We start from the raw sequence: 16,643 nt of genomic DNA, 5'->3' as shown, positions 1-16,643 counted from the left end.
GACATGCTGGAGATCCGACCGAACTGCGAGACCTGCGATCGCGACCTGCCGAACGACGCGGCGGCCTATATCTGCACATTTGAGTGCACCTTCTGCCGGCCGTGCGCAGAGCGGGTGCATAAGCGCACCTGCCCCAACTGCGGCGGCAACCTGACGGAGCGGCCGGTACGTCCCGCGGCGCTGCTCGAAAAATACCCGCCGAGCACGACGCGCGTCCTTGCCAAAAAGGCTTAAGGCGGGAAGCGCAGCCAGAGATCGCGCGGCTCCCCGATGGAGAGGGAGGAGAGCGACGCGCCCCGCTCGGCCCGCCTCGGGCCTGCCTCGCGCGGGGTCTCGGTGCGTGGTGAGGCTGCCCTCGCCCCTGCGCCGTTCGCACCGTGAGCTGACGGGCCATCCTCCGGCGGCGTTGTTTTTGCAGTGAAAAGCGGCTCCAGCCCGAGGGAGAGCGCGCGCAGGAGATGCGCCGCCTCCATATTGAGGGCGATTTTCTCCTCCGAGCCGACGGCTGCCGCCTCATGCCGGCGCGCGGCGATATCGAGCAGCCGCCGCGCCTCGCCGGGCGTCATCAGCCCGCGAAGGACGAGGTGCTGCAAGATCAGCTCCGCAAGGGTCAGCCCTGCGAAACCCGCCGCATCGGTGGAGAAATTCTGCATATCCTGTCGCCGGAAAAGCCACCTGCCGGTTTATTGTCTTTCACTTCTGCACTTAATTATTGCAGGTTTGGAATACAAGAGCCCATGATGACTTTACAACCGATGCGCGGCGCGAGGGGACAAAAAAGGCGATCCGCGGATCACGGATCGCCTGATCCTGGCCAGGCGCGAAAAGATCAGAACGCGGCCTGATCGGAGTCGTCGTCGGCGCTCTCACCCGGCCCCTCGATCATGCCGAGCGCCTGCTTGTAGAGATCGATCATATATTCCTGTTCCTGCACATCGGCCTTGTCCATCTTGCGAAGGCGCAGCACGGCGCGCATCGCCTTGACGTCAAACCCGGTGCCTTTGGCCTCGGCGAAGATTTCCTTGATATCGTCGGAAATCCCCTTCTTTTCCTCTTCCAGACGCTCAATTCGCTCGATATAGGACCGCAGATGCTCTGCTGCGACTCCACCGACATCAGCCATAGTCTCATCTCTCCATGTTACGCAAATTTTCGGCCGGCGCGATGTCCGGCGCGCGCCTTTTTACCCTGTCCGCGGGTTCAAGTACAGAACCGGCGGGATTTTTTTTAAGCGCCGGCCTCAGCCATGTTCCGCCTGCGATTTTGCGAACGCCGCCTGCTGCTCAGGGCTCGCGTCCTTCTGATATTTCGCTTTCCATTCCTCGAACGGCATGCCGTAGACGATCTCGCGCGCCTTGAGCTTGTCCATCTCCTGCCCGCGCTCCGCCGCCGCATCGCGGTACCAGTCGGCAAGACAGTTGCGGCAGAAGCCGGCCAAAATCATCAGGTCGATATTCTGCACATCGGTGCGGGCGCGCAAATGATCGCGAAGGCGGCGGTAGACGGCCGCTTCCATTTCCAGCGTTTGTTGGTCCATTGTCATCTCCCGGGCCGAAGGCCCATCTCCATAAGTCCATTTTACTAGACTATACCCGACAGCGTTTCCTGCAAGACCTGATCGACAACTTTGACAAGCGCCGCCTCCTCCCCCACGCCGTCCGCGATGGCTTGCCGGTAGAGCACAAGCTGGCGGTCGGCGGAGGTGCCGCGACGGACAATCTCGCGCGTGTGGGCAACCTCCTGCTCGCATTGCAGCGCGGCGGCATCCTCGGCCGTGATTGCGATTATCTCCTCGATCAGCGCGCCCATCGGCACGGGTGCCGGAATGCCGAAATCGATGAGCTTGCCCTCGACCCCGAAACGCTGCGCGATCCAGCGGTTCTCGGCAACCAGCGTCTGCGGATAGACGCGCCAGCGCTGGTTGCTGCGGCGCAGGCGATAGAGCATGCGAAGGATGCAGCTATAGAGCGCGGCAATCGCGATCGCATCCTCCATCAGCGGGCAGACATCGGCGAGCCGCATCTCGAGCGTCGGGAATTTCGCGCTGGGGCGCATGTCCCACCAGAGTTTCGACGCGTCCTCGAACGCGCCCGCCTCAACCAGCGTCTCGACAAAGCGGGTGTATTCGCCAAAGCTCTCGAAGCGGTCGGGAACGCCCGTGCGCGGCAGCCCGTCGAAGACCGAGACGCGGTAGGATTTGAGGCCGCTCACCTTGCCGCGCCAGAAGGGCGAGGAGGTGCTGAGGGCGAGAAGATGCGGCAGGAAATAGCTCGCCTGGTTCATCAGGTCGATGCGAAGCTCCGGATCCTCGATGGCGCAATGCACATGCATGCCGCAGATCATCAGCCGGCGCACCGTTGTCTGCAGATCACGGGCGATAACGTCATAGCGCTCTTTCGGTGTGGTTTTAAGCTGCTGCCAGTCGGCGAAGGGATGGACGGAGGCGGCCATCAGGCCAAGGCCATATTTCTTCGCAACCTCCGCCACTGTGCCGCGAAGCTCCGTGAGCGCCGTCCGCGCCTCCGTCACATTGCGGCAGATGCAGGTGCCGACCTCGATCTGCGAGCGGAGAAATTCCGGCGTGACAACATGGCCCGGCAGCCGTGCCTCGCATTCGCTCAAAATCTCCTCGGGCGGCTCAATCGCAAGTTCGCGGGTTTTGAGATCGACGAGCAGATATTCCTCCTCGATCCCGATGGTGAATGTCGGCTCGCGAATGCTCATCCCTCACCCCTCCCCGTTTCGGGCGATATTAGCCGGCCTCGACCCCGACCAGCGGCAGCCGGTGCAGCGCATCCGCCATGATCGCGGCCCAGCGCTCCGCCCCCTGATGGGTGTCGATCAGATCCTGGCGAATCTCGATGGCGACATGCGGCAGGCCGCGCTTCGTGCCATGCTCATTCATCGTATAGCCGAGCGGCTCGCGCGCCGAATAGGGCTCGTTATCGCCGACGACAAGGGTGCGGTTCTCGCGAAGGATCTCCAGAAGCGGCGCGGCAAGGCGCGCATCCTCATCCCAGAGCACGCCGACATGCCAGGGCCGTTCAAAGTCGTTCATGACGGGCGTGAAGCTGTGCATGGAGAAAAGCACGGGCGTTGTCCCCGCTGCTTCCTTTTCCTCGATCAGCTTGAGAAGCGCGCTGTGATAGGGATAAAACCAGCTCGCAAGGCGCCGCTCGCGCTCAGGCACGCTGATATCCCGGTTTGCCGGGATCACCACCCCGTCACTCACCTCCGGCATGCAGGAGGCGGTCTCCGGATAGCGGTTGGCATCGACGAGAAGCCGCGAGAAGCCCGCGAAAATCGCGGTTACCCCGAGCCTTTCGGCAAGCCGCCGCGTCACATCCTCGATGCCGATATCCCACGCGATATGACGATGGAGAACGGACGGATCCTCGACACCGAGATTGTCATATTCAGGCGGGATATAGCGGCTCGCATGATCGACAGTCAGGATCAGCGGCGATGTGCTTGCGGCATTCAGGATGTAAAACGGTGGTGCGGCAGGATCAGACATGGACATATCACAAAATTATAACGGCTGCGTCATACTAGCCTAATCGGGACGGTGCGTACAATGGCCGGAATGGCGGCCGGGGGTGTCGGCCGGGCGGGCGGCGGCATGTTGCCGGGAGGCCTTCAGCGGCGGCGCATTTTTTACCCGTGCAGCAGAAAATCCCTGCAATATTTCAAAGGACTGTTATAACTAGTGCAGTGCAACACGGGATGCAGCCCACGCTTTGAATCGGATTGAACAGGATGCGACGACTTCGAAAGACCAAGATCATAGCCACCCTCGGTCCCGCAAGTTCGGACCCGGAACGGATCGAGGCGCTCTATCACGCGGGCGCCGACGTGTTTCGCCTCAATTTCAGCCACGGCGATCATGCCGATCACGCCGCGCGCTATCACATCATTCGCGAGCTTGAGGAGAAAACCGGCCGCCCCATCGCCATTCTCGCCGATCTGCAGGGGCCGAAAATTCGTCTCGGCAGCTTCAAAGGCGGGGCGGCGATCCTGACGCAAGGCGCCTCCCTGCGTCTTGATCTTGACGAGACGCCGGGCGATGAGACGCGCGTCTCCCTGCCCCATCCGCCGGTTCTCGAAAGTCTGGAGCCCGGCAGCGTGCTGCTGCTCGATGACGGCAAGCTGAAGGTCGTCGTGACCAGGATCGGCGAGGGCTACGCCGATTGCAAGGTCGAGGTCGGCGGGCCGATTTCCGATCGCAAGGGGGTCAGTATCCCGAACGCGCTGATCCGCATGAGCCCGCTCACCGACAAGGACCGGCGTGATCTCGATTTCGCGCTCGAGCTCGGGGTGGACTGGATCGCCCTCTCCTTCGTGCAGCGGGCCGAGGATGTGGCGGAGATCAAGCGGCTCATCGCCGGGCGCGCCGCCGTGATGGCGAAGATCGAAAAGCCCGCAGCGGTCGAGAATATCGACGAGATTATCGAATTTTCCGATGCCATCATGGTGGCGCGCGGCGATCTCGGCGTCGAGGTGCCGGTGCAGGAGGTGCCCTCCATCCAGAAGCATATCATCGCCCGCGCCCGCGAGGCGGGGAAGCCCGTCGTCGTCGCGACGCAGATGCTGGAGAGCATGATCAATTCCCCCGTCCCCACGCGGGCCGAGGTGACCGACGTTGCGAACGCCATCTATGACGGGACGGATACCGTCATGCTGTCGGCCGAAAGTGCGGCGGGGAGTTATCCGCTCGAGGCCGTCGCGATGATGAATTCCATCGCCGAGGTGACGGAGAAAGACCCGCTCTATCGGACGATTATCGACGCCAAGCACGGCCATCTGGAAGCAACCACCGCCGATGCCCTGAGCGCCGCCGCCGTGCAGGTCGCCAAGACCATCAGCGCCGCGGCGATCGTCACCTACACGACGTCGGGCTCGACCGCGCTTCGCGCCGCGCGCGAACGGGGCAAGGTCTCTATCCTCGTGCTGACGCCCAATCTTAAAACCGCGCGCATGCTGGCGCTTGTCTGGGGGCTGCACTGTGTCTATACGGCGGATGCCAAGAATTTCGCGGATATGGTCGACAAGGCCTGCAAGCTCGCCTTTGCGGAAGGCTTTGCGAAGCGGAGCGAGCGGGTAGTGATCATGGCCGGCGTTCCCTTCGGGACGCCCGGATCAACCAACATCCTCCGCATCGCCTGGGTCGGGGAGCAGTAGCTAGATCCGCTTCTTGTTGCGCTCCAAAATAAGCTGGTCGACGCGCGCTTTCACCCCCTGCATATGCGGATGCAGCGCGAGCGCCTTTTCATAGGCCGAGAGCGCGCCCGCTTCCCGCTCCCTCAGCTCGAAAATGCGGCCAAGCCCCGAAAGCGCCCCGAAATGCCGCGGCTCAAGTTCCAGGACGCGCGCGATATCCTCCATGGAACTGTCATATTCGCCGATGAAAAAGAGCAGCGTCGCCCGCTTGTTCCAGCCCTCGGAATAGCCGGGGTCGATCCGGACCACCGTGCTGAACAGCGTGAGCGCGCGGGCGAGGTCGCCATGCTCCATATAGCTCATCCCCTGCACCATGAGGAAATCCACCGTGTCGCTGCCCGATGTCAGCCAGATCCGCCAGATCTCCTGCTCGAGCAGTTTCGCTTCCTCCGCGCTTTCCGCCTTCGCGAGTTGGCTGAACAGTTCATCAAGTCTGGGATCATCCTGACGCGCATGGGCCGCGCTCCCCGCGAGCAGGAAGCCGGTCAGAAGGAGAATGGCGAGAATGCCGCGTATCATGCGATCAATATAGCGCGGATACCGCGCATTGGTAAGCGCTCCGGCGACACAAAATTGTGAGGCTCAGACGCCCTCCCGCCCCCCGAGCGCCGGCGGCCGCGGCCCACCGCTCGCCCAGTCGAGAAGCTCCACCGTATGGACGACGGGAAGCTCGAGGCCGGAGGCAATCTGCACAATGCAGCCGACATTGCCAGCCGCCACCACATCGGGGGAGGTTTTCAGGATATTGGCAACTTTCCGCGCCTTCAGCCGTCCCGAGAGCTCGGGCTGCAACAGGTTATACGTCCCGGCCGAGCCGCAGCAGATATGCCCCTCCGGAATGTCGGCGACGCGGAAACCTGCCTTCCGGAGCAGCGCCTTCGGCGCATCGACAATCTTCTGGCCATGCTGCAACGAGCAGGCGGAATGATAGGCGACGCTGAGATGCGCCGCCTCACCCGTTACCTGAAGATCAATACGCTCCAGAAATTCCGTTATATCACAGGCGATTGTGGCGACTTTCTTAGCCTCCTCGCGAAGGGAGAGATCGGCATCATGGGCGAACAGATTGCCGTAATCCTTGACCGTCGTGCCGCAGCCGGAGGTGTTGATGAGGACGGCATCCAGCCCCTCGCCCGCCATCTCGCGCGCGAAGACACGGATGTTGTGCGCCGCGAAGGCGCGGCCCGAGGCCTCCTTCCCCATATGCAGCGTCATCGCGCCGCAACAGCCCGCATCCTGCGGCACGATCACCTCGACACCGTGGCGGGTCAGGAGGCGGATGGTCGCGTCATTGATCTCGGGCGAGAGGACTTTCTGGGCGCAGCCGGCGAGCAGTGCGACGCGGGCCCGCCGCGCGCCCTTCGCCTCATGCAGCCGCCGGGCGGTGAGCTCGGACGCGGGCGGAAGGCTCGCGGGCGCCATTTCCAGCATCGCGCGCGGGCGGCCCGTCAGAAAGGATTTGAGCGGCTGCATGTAGCGCGCTGCACGAAGCGCAACGCGAAAAAGCTTTGGCCGCGGCAGCAGTAGCGCAAGCAGCGCACGAAGCCCGCGATCAAAAAGCGGGCGATTATAGGTCTCCTCCACATAGGCGCGGCCATGCTCCAGAAGATGCATGTAATCAACGCCCGAGGGGCAGGTCGTCATGCAGGAGAGGCAGCCAAGGCAGCGATCGAGATGCGTCACGGTCGAAGCCGGAGCCGGCGCACCGCTCTCCAGCATCTGCTGCATCAGATAGATACGCCCGCGCGGGCTGTCGCGTTCATCGCCAAGCTCGAGGTAGGTCGGGCAGGTCGCGGTGCAAAAGCCGCAATGGACGCATTTTCGCAAAATGTCGTTGGAGCAGGCGAAATCCGGATCGGCGAGTTGTGCAAGCGTGAATTCTGTTTTCATATCAGCCCCTTGCCTCGCCTTCTTCACCCGCTGTCATGCGCCCCGGATTGAGGATATGATGCGGATCGAAGGCGTCCTTGATGCGCGCGTTGATCTTCTGAATAGCAGCGCTTTGCGGCTGGAAGGGCGAGATACTGAGGCGGAGCGCGTCGCTCCCCCGGATCAGCGTCGCATGGCCGCCTGCCCCGACGCTCCGGCGCACCACACCCTCGCCGCCGTCGCTCACGCTCTCCGGCACCTCAATCCAGACAAGGCCGCCGCCCCAGTCGAGGAAATAACGCGCGCCCGGAATTTCCGCGAGGAGTGCGGCGGCGACCGTCGCTGCATTTGCCGGCGGGATCGAGAGACGCCAGAGCGGCTGTTCGGGGCCGGCAAACGGCGCCGCTGCGCCAAGGGAAGCCCAGAGCGAGTTGGAGGCGTCAGTCTCAAGAACCGTGATATCACCGCTCCCCTTCAGCTCGTCCTGAAGCGCGCGGAGGCGAAAATCGGCGGAGGCCGCGACACCCTCAATTTTTAGGGCGACAAAGGCGCGGTCAATGCCTTCCGTTTTTCCCGTCAGCGCCGCCGCGATATCCGCCGGGACATAGGCCGCCGCCGCGACATCATGCCGGGAGGACAGCCCGCTATTCATCAGCCGCGGCGCGTCGTGAAGCGCGACGCCGATAAGGATAAGCGTCCGCACCACCTCCGGCGCGGGCAGCACCTTGAAGGTGAAATCACTTGCGACAACGAGCGTGCCATAGCTTCCCGCAACGAGTTTACAAAGATCATAGCCGGTGACATTCTTCATCACGCGGCTGCCGGTCTGGAAAGGCGTTCCGCGGCCGGTGTAGCCGCTAACCCCGAGCAGATGATCGCGGGCGCTCCCCGCCTTGATGCGCGCGCTGCCGGAGAGGTTGCTGCTGAAAGCGCCGCCGATGCTGCCGCTGTCTGGCGAAAACCCGAAAAGCGGCCCGTAGTCCGGCGGATCGAAGGCGAGCCGCTGGGCGTTCCTGGCGAGCTCCGTCCGGATCAGCGCAAGGCTAGTGCCCGCAAGGGCGCGCATCACCAGCTCCCCCGGCTCATAGAGCGTAATGCCGGAATAGCCGCCAAGATCGAGCACCGCCTCGCTCATTATCGGGCGGCCGATGCCGGATTTGCTGCCCGCGCCCCTAATGGCGAGCGGGTGCCGCCCGACCAGCGCCCAATCAAGCATGGCGGCAATTTCATTCGTGTCCTTGATGCGGGAGATGCGCATGGCGGCGTCAGAACCTCGGGATATCCGGGAAGGGCAGCGCGCCCTTGTGCACATGCATTTTGCCAAGCTCGGCGCAGGCGTGGAGCACCGGAAAGACCTTGCCGGGATTGAGCCGCCCGTCGGGGTCAAACGCGCATTTGACGCGCTGCTGCTGCTTCAGATCCTCCTCCGTGAACATCTCGCCCATCAGGTCGCGCTTCTCAACGCCAACGCCATGCTCTCCCGTCAGCACGCCGCCGACCTCGACACAGAGCTTTAAAATATCCGCGCCGAACGCCTCGCATTTTTCAAGCTCGCCCGGGACGTTGGCATCAAAGAGGATAAGTGGATGGAGATTGCCATCGCCAGCGTGAAAGACATTGGCGACGCGTAGGCCGTAATGCTCCGACATCTCGCTCATGCGCGCCAGCACCTCGGGAAGCGCCCCCCGCGGGATCGTGCCATCCATGCACATGTAATCGGGCGAAATCCGTCCGACCGCGGGGAAAGCCGCCTTCCGGCCGGCCCAGAAGCGAAGCCGCTCCTCTTCCGATGCGCTCGTCTTGATAACTGTGGCGCCACAAGCGCGCGCGATGCGGCCAATCTCCTTCTGGCAATGCTCGATATCGACAAGCGGGCCGTCGAGCTCGACGATCAGGAGCGCCTCGACATCGAGCGGATAGCCGGCGTGGCAGAATTCCTCCGCCGCGTGGATTGCCGGGCGGTCCATCATCTCCATGCCCGCCGGGATGATACCGGCGCTGATGATCCTGCCGACGCACTCCCCTGCCTGCTCGTTCGAGGGAAAGCCTATCAGCTGCGCGGAGATATGCTCGGGGCTTTTCAGGATGCGCACGGTCACTTCCGTGATGACGCCAAGCAGCCCCTCCGAGCCCGTGACGAGGCCGAGGAGGTCATAGCCTTCCGCATCGAGATGCTTGCCGCCGAGGCGGATGATCTCGCCGTCGATGGTCACCATCTCAAGCCCCAGCAGGTTATGGGTGGTGAGGCCGTATTTCAGGCAGTGCACGCCGCCCGAATTTTCCGCGACATTGCCGCCGATGCTGCAGGCGATCTGGCTGGAGGGATCGGGCGCGTAGTAGAAGCCTTGCGCCTTCACCGCCTCGGTGAGCGCAAGGTTGGTGACGCCGGGCTCTGCGACGATGCAGCGGTTGTCATAGTCGATTTCGAGGATGCGGTTGAACTTCCCAAGGCCGAGCAGCACGCCGTCAGCGAGCGGCAGCGCGCCGCCCGAAAGCGAGGTCCCGGCGCCGCGCGGCACCACATTGACGCCCTCGGCCTTACAGAATTTGAGGATTGCCGCGACCTCCGCGACCGTTGCGGGGAGCACCGCGACCATGGGAAGCTGGCGATAGGCGCTGAGGCCGTCGCATTCAAAGGCGCGGAGCGACGCGGCATCATCGATGACCGCCTCGGGATCGGCGACGAGGCGCTTCAGCCCCGCGACCAGTTCTCCCCGGCGGGCCAGCACATCGCCGTTCGGCTTCGGCATCCGCATTGCGACTTATCCCCCATTGATGAAGGTTATCCTTCCCTCTGACATAGGTCGGATGCGCGCCGCAATGCAAACAAAAAAACCGTCAATGCCGGAGCATTGCGGTTTTTTCACCGTGCGGAAATTGACTGCCGGAAACCCGGCAGCAGAAATCAGCCCTGACGCGCCTTGAAGCGGCGGTTGGTTTTATTGATGACGTAAACCCGGCCTTTGCGGCGCACGACGCGGCAATCGCGATGACGCTTCTTGGCGGACTTGAGCGAGTTCAAGACTTTCATAATACATATCCTGACAGCTTTAGTGAATTCGAGGCCGGACCATACTGACCCGATTGCCTGCTGTCAATGGGAATAGGACGAATTTACGCGGGAAATTTGCAACAAATTCCGCCGGCGGGCGGGCATCGATGCGCCCTCGCGCGCGCCTCAGGTAATTTCGACGGGCTTGCGCGCATAGATGCGAAAGACGCGCAGCACCCCCGCGTCCATCAGCCGCGTGCGGCGCAGCCACATTTCCCCTTCTTTCAGGATCCATTCATGCAGATGGCCGCTTTTCTCGCCGTTGCCGGTGCGCTTGGCGTAATCGGCAAAGGCGCGCAGCACATTGGCCTTGTAGACGGGGGTGATATTCTCGGCAATGCTGACATCGAAGCCCGCGAGGGTCAGGAGCTTGCGCGTCTCCTGCACATCGATGAGATGCGGAAAGACCGGCTCGGCCGCCTGCCATTCCTTGAGCGCCGCCGTGTCCGCCACCGCGCCTTCCAGCATGTAATCGGACATCATAAACTGGCCGGACGGGCGCAGCATGTCGTGGATTGAGCGAAACACCGCCTGCTTATGCTCCACCTGGAAGAGCGCCTCGGAGGCATAGACGATATCGGCGGAGCGGGGTTTTGGCGTAAATTTCTCGAAATCGCAGGGCAGGAAATTGACGCGACGCGCCTTGCCGGCCATTTTCGTCATCTCCGCCGCCGCCGCCATCAGCACCTCGTCCGGCTCATAGCCCGTGACATAGGCGTCATATTCATCGGCGACCCAGCGGGCAAAGCCGCCAAGCCCGGCGCCGAGTTCGGCGACGCTCAGCTTCTTGTTGATGCCGAGCGGCTTGGTGAGGCGGGATTTCGCGTCATCGGGGATACAGCGGATCATGCCCTCGCCGAACAGGGTAACGACCGACTGCTGGCGGCTGATGCTCCAGCCCTTGACCGTCGGCGGGCCGTCGTCATGGCGGGCGGTATCATTGGCGCTCACCGGTGCGGGTGCGCCCTCGTCCTTCCGTTCCGCCGTCAGTTCGTAGCCTTCCCACCACGCCCTGAGGCGCGCTTTCATGGGAATTCTGGCTCCATCACCCGCCGCTTTCATTCCTGCCCGTATCTGTTGCCCCATAATCCATTGCCCGGACAGTCCCGGGCCGAGACGAAGTATCGCAGAAAAAGATTAATCCTTCGTAAAATGACACTATGCGTCAGATTGCCCGGCCGCTTTCCGCCCAGTAAGGCGCACGGAGTTCCCGCTTCATGACCTTGCCGATGGTGCTCCGCGGCAGATCATCGCGGAACTCGACGCCGCTGATGCGCTGCGTCTTGCCAAGGCGGGCGTTGGCCCAGGCCGTGAGCTCGGCCTCACCGAGGCGGCTTTCGGGCTTCAGCACGACAAGGGCGAGTGGCGTCTCCCCCCACTCCGCGCTCGGCACGCCGATCACCGCGACATCCTCGACCTCCGGATGCTTGGCGATCTCCACCTCGATATCGGAAGCATAGATATTGAAGCCGCCGGAGATGATCATATCCTTCTTGCGATCGAGGAGATAGAGGAAGCCGTCCTCATCAATTCGGCCCATATCGCCGCTTTTATAAAAGATCTGCCCCTCGGGCGAGCGCCAGATCATGGCTTCGGTGAGGTCCGGGCGATTGTGATAGCCGGTCATCATCGCGCCGTTCCGCCCGATCACCTCGCCGATCTCGCCTTGCGGCAGCTCTTCGCCCGCCTCATTGATGATGCGAAGATCGACGCCCATGCCCGCGGTGCCGACGGAGGCGAGCTTGTCCGGATGATCGTGACAGGCGAGAATGGTGCCGACGCCGCCCTCGGTGAGGCCGTAGTTCTCGAACATCTTGCCCGGCCAGCGCGCGAGGATCTCCCGCTTCACCCCTTCGCGAAGCGGCGCGCTCGTGCAGAATTTCACTTCAAATGCGCTTAAGTCATATTTGTCGAAATCGGGATAAGCGAGCAGGCGCTGGAACTGCACTGGCACCAGCATCGTATGGGTCACCCGCTCCTTCTCGGCAATCTCAAGATAGCCCTTCACATCGAACTTCGGCATGATGATGACGCGCCCGCCCATGGCGAGCGTCGGCAGCAGCATGACGAGCGTGGTGTTCGAGTAAAGCGCCGTCGAGATCAGCGTCACCGCATTGTCGAGCGGCCCGAGACTATGGAAGCGGAGGATGTGCCCGGCGCGCATCTGCTGGCTCTGCACGATGCCTTTCGGCACGCCCGTGGTGCCCGACGAATAGATAAGGTTGAAGGCATCGCCGGGCTCGATATCGACATAGAGCGGCTCGGTGGACGCGCCTTTGAGCAGCGTCTCATAGGGTGTCCAGCCCTCCCCTTCGAAATCAATGGCGACATAACCATCGGCCGGCACCGCCTCGATACGGCCGCGGAAGGGCTCGATCAGATCACGGGTGGAGGCTGAGGCGAAGACGAGCTTCGAGCCGCTGTCCTTCACCATCATCTCAAGCTGTTCGGACGAGGCCATGCCCGAAAGCGGCACCGTGCAGACGCCGGCCTGCAGCGCGCCCAGAAACACCTCCATATATTCGATGCTGCTTTTCGCGAGGATGGCGATCATGGTGCCCCGGCCAAGCCCGCGCGCGGCGAGCATGTTGGCGACCTGGTTGATGCGCGGCAGGAATTCGCGCCATGTCCTCGCCTCGCCCGCGCATTTGATCACCTCAAGATCCGGCTTCGCCGCCGCGGCCGCGCGAATCCGCTCCGCAAAATGGACGAAACGGGGGCTTGCGCTCGTCTCGGCAGCGTTTGTCATCTGGCTCATCGGGTCCTCTCCGTCCTGCTTGGCGCGCCCTTGCGCCGTCTCCTCATTTTTGCGCGCAGATTAGCCCCTGACGCGCGTTTAGGAAAGCAAAGATTGCGACCGCGCGCGGGCCCGGGCGCGCCCGGATGCGCAAAAAAGCCGTTGGCCCTGCGGGCGATCCGGCCTAGTCTGGCGCCGCCCCATTCTTTACCGTAGCGGAGAGTCCATGTTCGTTCTGCACCCCCAACTTCTGCAAGACACCTTTCCCATCCTCTCGCTGCCGCTCTCGCGCCTGCTGCTCCTGAATGACGCCCGCTACCCGTGGGTCATCCTTGTCCCGGCGCGCCCCGACATCGTTGAAATCACGGATCTTTCAGAGGATGACTATGCACTCCTCACACGGGAAGTGCGCGCGTTGACCGGCGTCCTCCAGCGGCTTTTCAAGGCCGACAAGATGAATGTCGCCGCACTCGGCAATATGGTGCCGCAGCTTCATGTTCATGTGATTGCGCGCTATAAGGGCGATGCGGCGTGGCCGGGTCCGACCTTCGGCGCAGGCACGGCGCGCCCCTACACAAGCAATGCCGTCGAGGCCCGCATCCGCGAGATTGCGGCGGCCTATCGCGAGGGGGAGAAAAGCGCGCCTTAACGGCTGGCGCAGGTCACGCGCGCACCTCATAGCCGAACTGCGCCGCGCGTCTGGTGAGCCAGCGCCAGAGATGAATCGCCCGGCTCCGCGCCAGCAGCAGATCATACTCCGCCGCCCCCGGCCACATCAGTAGCAGGGGAAGCCCGCCGATATCCGTTTCAACCACTGTCTTCACCGGAAAAGCCGCGGGGCGGAGATCGAGCCGGATACCGCGCGCAAGCAGCTCCGCTGCGTGCGCACCGCCGAGGCGCAGCAGGCAGTGGCCGTGGCTGAGATCGAGGATCGCACCTTCCTCCGCCGTGATGGTCGCGGCGAGAATATCGGCCGCCCCCGGCGCGCCGAGATAGGCGAGCCTGTCGTCCTCAAGGCGTAACAGGACGCCGCCCTGAAGCGGGCTCATCCGTCCCGGCTCCGGCAGTGCGGCAATACCCAGAAGCTCGCCAAGCCGGGTCTGCAGCGGGCCGGCAATGCCCTCCCAAAGAGCAATTTCGAGGTAGGAGAAATCCTTTATTTCCTGAAGGGTTATGCCGGGATTTTCGGAGTTTGCCCCAAATTTTCCGTGGATCCGCTCCCCGCGCAGCGCCGAGTCTCTCTCAAGCATGGCGGTTCTCCTTCCCCGGTGCGTAGAAATGCGGCGGGCCGACCTTCACATCAACGATGCGCCCGCTTCCCGCCTCCACCGCGCGGATCAGGCTGCCGTGGCGCGCCTCCCCGTCCTCGACCTGCGCAAGTGCGATATCACCCGCGAAAAGTGCACTCCGGCAGGCCGAGGTGATGGTGCCGATGCCGCGCCCGAACGGATCCTTGCCGTCGCCCTCATGCAGCGTCATTCCGGGCGCAAGGCGCGTATCCTCGGCGGCCTCCGTCGGCGGGCTGACGACGCGAAGGCCGACAAGCTGGCGCGGCGGCTGACCGGCAGGGCCCGTCTCAATCGCCATCTCGGCCGCCGAAAGACCGCCCGCCTCGATGCGCAGAATGTCGCCCGCCGTCGTCCCGATCAGCTTGAGGCCCTGATCGCGCCCCTTCTCCCTCAGCAGGTTGAGAAGCAGGTCTGCATGCCCCGCGCCGGTGAAGATGACGAAGCCGACGGCGCCGGTCAGGTCGAGCCGGGCGAGCGTCAGCGCCATTCCGTCCTGATTGAGGTGCCGGAAGCGCATCGGGGCGAGCGCCGTCTCCATTACGCCAAGCGGCAGAGCCCGCGCGAGAACCGCCTCGGCGCGCGGCCCGGTGAGCAGCAGCGCCGCCTGATCATCACTGACATCCCGCACGAAGATACGATGATATCCCGCTGATCCCAATTGTGTTCTAACGATATTCAATATCGCTTCCGCGAAGGAGGAATGCGTGGTGAGAAGATATCGCGTGGCGGCGATCCGCCAGGCAAAAAACTCCGCCGACGGGCGTCCATCCGGCGCAGAAAGCGGGACATGCCGGATGCTGCCGACAGGTTGCGTCTCCCAGTCGGTCGATGGCGCGATCGTCTCCAGAAAGCGGCAGACATCCGGCCCCTGCAGATCGATCCGCCCGAAATCGGACAGATCGAGAAGCCCGACCTTCTCGCGCGCCGCCAAGGCTTCGCGCCGGCCGGCCGCCGACATGTCATCACGCGGGAAGCACTCCGCCATGCGCCAGCCTGCATGGAGCGACATCCGCCCCCCGGCCTTTTCAAAGGCGGACGAGAAGGGCGTTATGCGATAGCCCGGCAGGACCTCCCGCGGCCCCGTTCCCGTCGCCCGCGTCGCTATAGCTCGCGCCGCGCCGATGGTGGGAACCGCCGCCCCCCGCGTATAAAGCTGCTCGCGCGCCGGGTCGATAAAGGCTTTGCCGAGGCCGCGAAGCTCTGGCGTTGGCATACTGCCCGCATCTCCGCCCGCGGCCGACTGGATCAGCGCATCGCAGTCAAAATAAATCTCCCGCGCGCCCTCGGCCCGCTTGCCAAGGATCACCTGGCGAAGCGTGAGCGGCCCCCGCGCCGCAATGATTTCGTGATGCGGATAGAGCGGGATGCCCGCCGCGCGCGCAAACTGGTGACAGGGCGCCGGGACGTCGGCGCGCGTATCGATGATGGCGGCAAGCAGCAGGCCGTGATCGCGCGCGTCCGCGGCGAACTGATAAGCCGCATCATTGTCGCAGTAAAGAACCGCTTTATGCCCCGGCAGAACGCCATGACGGACCATCAGCGAGAGCGCGTCTGACAGTTGAAAAATACCCGGCAGATCATTGTTTTTAAAGATAAATGAAATATCTTCCCGGCCGGCCTCGATGGCAATTTCCATTGCCGTTATCTCGATATCGCGGCATGCCGGCAGGAACGGATTGGCGCGGCGCGCGGGCGGCGGGATTGTCTCGCGGCAGAGCAGCCGATGCGCCCCGTCACGCGATAGCGCCGCGACGCGCGTAAGAATGGTAACATGCGGATTTGCGGCAAGCTCGGCAAGCGCGTTGCTGCGCCAGTCCGCGGCCGCGATCCCGTCCACCGGTGTCGCATCATAAAGCAGACTGCCGCCGATCTCGAAATCCTGCTCGATCACGATCACCTCGCGCCCGTTGCGCGCGGCATCGAGCGCCCGGGCAAGGCCGGCCGGCCCGCTGCCCACAATGGCAAGATCGGTATGCAGATAGAGATGCTCCAGGGCAAACGTCGCCTCCTCCGCCCGCGCCTCTGCCCCGGCCGGGCGGCGGCGTTTTGCGAGCAGCGATGCGGCCCGTCGCCCGAGAGTTTTGATATCCGGCAGCAGGGATGTCGCGCTTATCGCATTGAGGCCTTCACAAAGCTCAACCTCCCTTGCCGGGACGGGCGCAGCGGCGGCGTCCTGATGGGCAAGACGGACCAGCGCCTCGCTGCCGCGCGGGCGATGATAGCGCACGCTCCAGCCGATGCGCGCGCAGCCGTTCGCAAGCAGCGCCGATGCCAGGGTATCCCCCGCAACGCCCCTGTAGCGCCGGCCGTTGAAACGAAACCGGATCGGCGTCTCGCCCGGCGCCGCGCCGCGCCGCGGGCCTCTCGCCTTGGAATTTCTCACTAGATATGCGAATGGCCAGATACGCGCCATCAATACTCTTCCTGCTCTTGCCTCTCCCCTTCTAGCAGATAGAACCGCCCCTCCGCTACCGGG

Annotated in this window: 17 protein-coding genes; 3 read left to right on the top strand and 14 right to left on the bottom strand. The window is 63.4% G+C overall.

Going from position 1 to position 16,643, the window contains the following annotated elements; translation table 11 throughout:
• Positions 1–3: 3 nt before the first annotated feature.
• The gene (locus tag V7Z56_RS02415; protein ID WP_334127748.1) at positions 4–234 is read left to right on the top strand and encodes a DUF1272 domain-containing protein; all 231 of its coding nucleotides are present in this window, start codon (positions 4–6) and stop codon (positions 232–234) included.
• Here the strand turns inward: V7Z56_RS02415 and V7Z56_RS02410 are convergent.
• From V7Z56_RS02410 to V7Z56_RS02390, 5 genes are all read right to left on the bottom strand, one after another.
• The gene (locus V7Z56_RS02410) at positions 231–653 is read right to left on the bottom strand and encodes a hypothetical protein (RefSeq protein ID WP_334127747.1); all 423 of its coding nucleotides are present in this window, start codon (positions 651–653) and stop codon (positions 231–233) included. The genes V7Z56_RS02415 and V7Z56_RS02410 overlap by 4 nt on opposite strands.
• Before the next feature lie 176 nt (positions 654–829).
• Positions 830–1,123, bottom strand: a complete 294-nt coding sequence (locus V7Z56_RS02405) for a DUF2312 domain-containing protein (protein ID WP_334127746.1) — start codon at positions 1,121–1,123, stop codon at positions 830–832.
• A 117-nt stretch (positions 1,124–1,240) separates the two neighbouring features.
• Positions 1,241–1,537: a DUF1244 domain-containing protein gene (locus V7Z56_RS02400; protein ID WP_334127745.1), complete on the bottom strand. Its 297-nt coding sequence runs from the start codon at positions 1,535–1,537 to the stop codon at positions 1,241–1,243.
• Between the two features lie 44 nt (positions 1,538–1,581).
• Entirely contained in the window at positions 1,582–2,718 is a 1,137-nt protein-coding gene (locus tag V7Z56_RS02395; protein ID WP_443023734.1) for a carboxylate-amine ligase, read from the bottom strand.
• 34 nt (positions 2,719–2,752) lie between these two features.
• A complete protein-coding gene (locus tag V7Z56_RS02390; RefSeq protein ID WP_334127743.1) occupies positions 2,753–3,517 on the bottom strand; it encodes an N-formylglutamate amidohydrolase in 765 nt (254 codons plus the stop codon).
• A 242-nt stretch (positions 3,518–3,759) separates the two neighbouring features.
• On the opposite strand from V7Z56_RS02390, the gene pyk reads away from it, so the two are divergent.
• Complete coding sequence (gene pyk / locus V7Z56_RS02385; protein ID WP_334127742.1) at positions 3,760–5,181, top strand: pyruvate kinase; 1,422 nt, start codon at positions 3,760–3,762, stop codon at positions 5,179–5,181.
• Here pyk and V7Z56_RS02380 read toward each other — a convergent pair whose 3' ends face one another.
• The 7 genes from V7Z56_RS02380 to V7Z56_RS02350 all read right to left on the bottom strand — a co-directional run bounded on the left by V7Z56_RS02380 (position 5,182) and on the right by V7Z56_RS02350 (position 12,899).
• A complete protein-coding gene (locus V7Z56_RS02380) occupies positions 5,182–5,739 on the bottom strand; it encodes a tetratricopeptide repeat protein (RefSeq protein WP_334127741.1) in 558 nt (185 codons plus the stop codon).
• Positions 5,740–5,802: 63 nt separating this feature from the next.
• Entirely contained in the window at positions 5,803–7,110 is a 1,308-nt protein-coding gene (glcF, locus tag V7Z56_RS02375; protein ID WP_334127740.1) for a glycolate oxidase subunit GlcF, read from the bottom strand.
• A 1-nt stretch (position 7,111) separates the two neighbouring features.
• Positions 7,112–8,347 carry an FAD-binding protein gene (locus V7Z56_RS02370; RefSeq protein WP_334127739.1) on the bottom strand — a complete coding sequence of 412 codons (1,236 nt, stop codon included), beginning with the start codon at positions 8,345–8,347 and terminating at the stop codon, positions 7,112–7,114.
• A gap of 7 nt (positions 8,348–8,354) precedes the next feature.
• Positions 8,355–9,845, bottom strand: a complete 1,491-nt coding sequence (locus V7Z56_RS02365; RefSeq protein ID WP_334127738.1) for an FAD-linked oxidase C-terminal domain-containing protein — start codon at positions 9,843–9,845, stop codon at positions 8,355–8,357.
• Between the two features lie 149 nt (positions 9,846–9,994).
• Entirely contained in the window at positions 9,995–10,120 is a 126-nt protein-coding gene (ykgO, locus tag V7Z56_RS02360) for a type B 50S ribosomal protein L36 (protein WP_161316603.1), read from the bottom strand.
• A gap of 147 nt (positions 10,121–10,267) precedes the next feature.
• Positions 10,268–11,170 (bottom strand): class I SAM-dependent methyltransferase, encoded by a 903-nt coding sequence (locus tag V7Z56_RS02355; RefSeq protein ID WP_334127737.1) that lies wholly within the window; start codon positions 11,168–11,170, stop codon positions 10,268–10,270.
• A gap of 136 nt (positions 11,171–11,306) precedes the next feature.
• On the bottom strand, positions 11,307–12,899 hold the full coding sequence (locus tag V7Z56_RS02350; protein WP_334127736.1) for a class I adenylate-forming enzyme family protein: 1,593 nt from the start codon (positions 12,897–12,899) through the stop codon (positions 11,307–11,309).
• A gap of 205 nt (positions 12,900–13,104) precedes the next feature.
• On the opposite strand from V7Z56_RS02350, the gene V7Z56_RS02345 reads away from it, so the two are divergent.
• A complete protein-coding gene (locus V7Z56_RS02345; RefSeq protein ID WP_334127735.1) occupies positions 13,105–13,527 on the top strand; it encodes an HIT domain-containing protein in 423 nt (140 codons plus the stop codon).
• Positions 13,528–13,540: 13 nt separating this feature from the next.
• Here the strand turns inward: V7Z56_RS02345 and V7Z56_RS02340 are convergent, their stop codons facing one another.
• A complete protein-coding gene (locus tag V7Z56_RS02340) occupies positions 13,541–14,128 on the bottom strand; it encodes a sarcosine oxidase subunit gamma (protein ID WP_334127734.1) in 588 nt (195 codons plus the stop codon).
• Complete coding sequence (locus V7Z56_RS02335) at positions 14,121–16,580, bottom strand: FAD-dependent oxidoreductase (RefSeq protein ID WP_334127733.1); 2,460 nt, start codon at positions 16,578–16,580, stop codon at positions 14,121–14,123. The genes V7Z56_RS02340 and V7Z56_RS02335 overlap by 8 nt, the downstream gene beginning before the upstream one ends.
• Between the last annotated feature and the right edge of the window lie 63 nt (positions 16,581–16,643).

The organism is Sneathiella sp., assembly GCF_036844445.1.
Lineage (GTDB): Bacteria > Pseudomonadota > Alphaproteobacteria > Sneathiellales > Sneathiellaceae > Sneathiella.
This window is presented reverse-complemented; position numbering and strand designations above follow the sequence as displayed.